Below are 406 nucleotides of genomic sequence, written 5' to 3'. Positions count from 1 at the left end.
CACCCGGGGTTCGATCCCGAGCTGGAGGCACGACCGCTCGTACGCCTCCCGGATCCCGGTACCGCGCGGGAGGCAGAGCACCTTCTCCTCGGCCAGGTCGGCGAGGCGCACCGGCCCGCGGCGCAGCCCGTGGCCCTCGGGCACGACGACGGCGATGGGTTCGTCGACGATGACGACGGTGTCCAGAGCGGGTTCGGCCCGTCCGGCGAAGGCGATCAGGGCGAGGTCGAGGGAGCGCGCGAGCACCTGGGACCGCAGCACGTCCGAGTCCTCCTCGTGGAGGCTCAGGGCGATCCCCGGGTGGGTCCGCCCGAGTCCGGCGACGGCGTCCAGGAAGCCGGGGATCGAGCAGCCCCTGATCATGCCCAGCCGGACCCGGCCCCGGACCGCCCTCGCGAACTGGGCC

General features: G+C 74.4%; 1 protein-coding gene. It reads right to left on the bottom strand.

The genetic code is table 11. From position 1 onward, the window contains the following. On the bottom strand, window positions 1-406 hold a 406-nt coding region (locus G3I78_RS49795), incomplete at both ends, for a LysR family transcriptional regulator substrate-binding protein (protein ID WP_164437284.1).

Source organism: Streptomyces sp. SID13726, from assembly GCF_010548375.1.
Lineage (GTDB): Bacteria > Actinomycetota > Actinomycetes > Streptomycetales > Streptomycetaceae > Streptomyces.
This window is presented reverse-complemented; position numbering and strand designations above follow the sequence as displayed.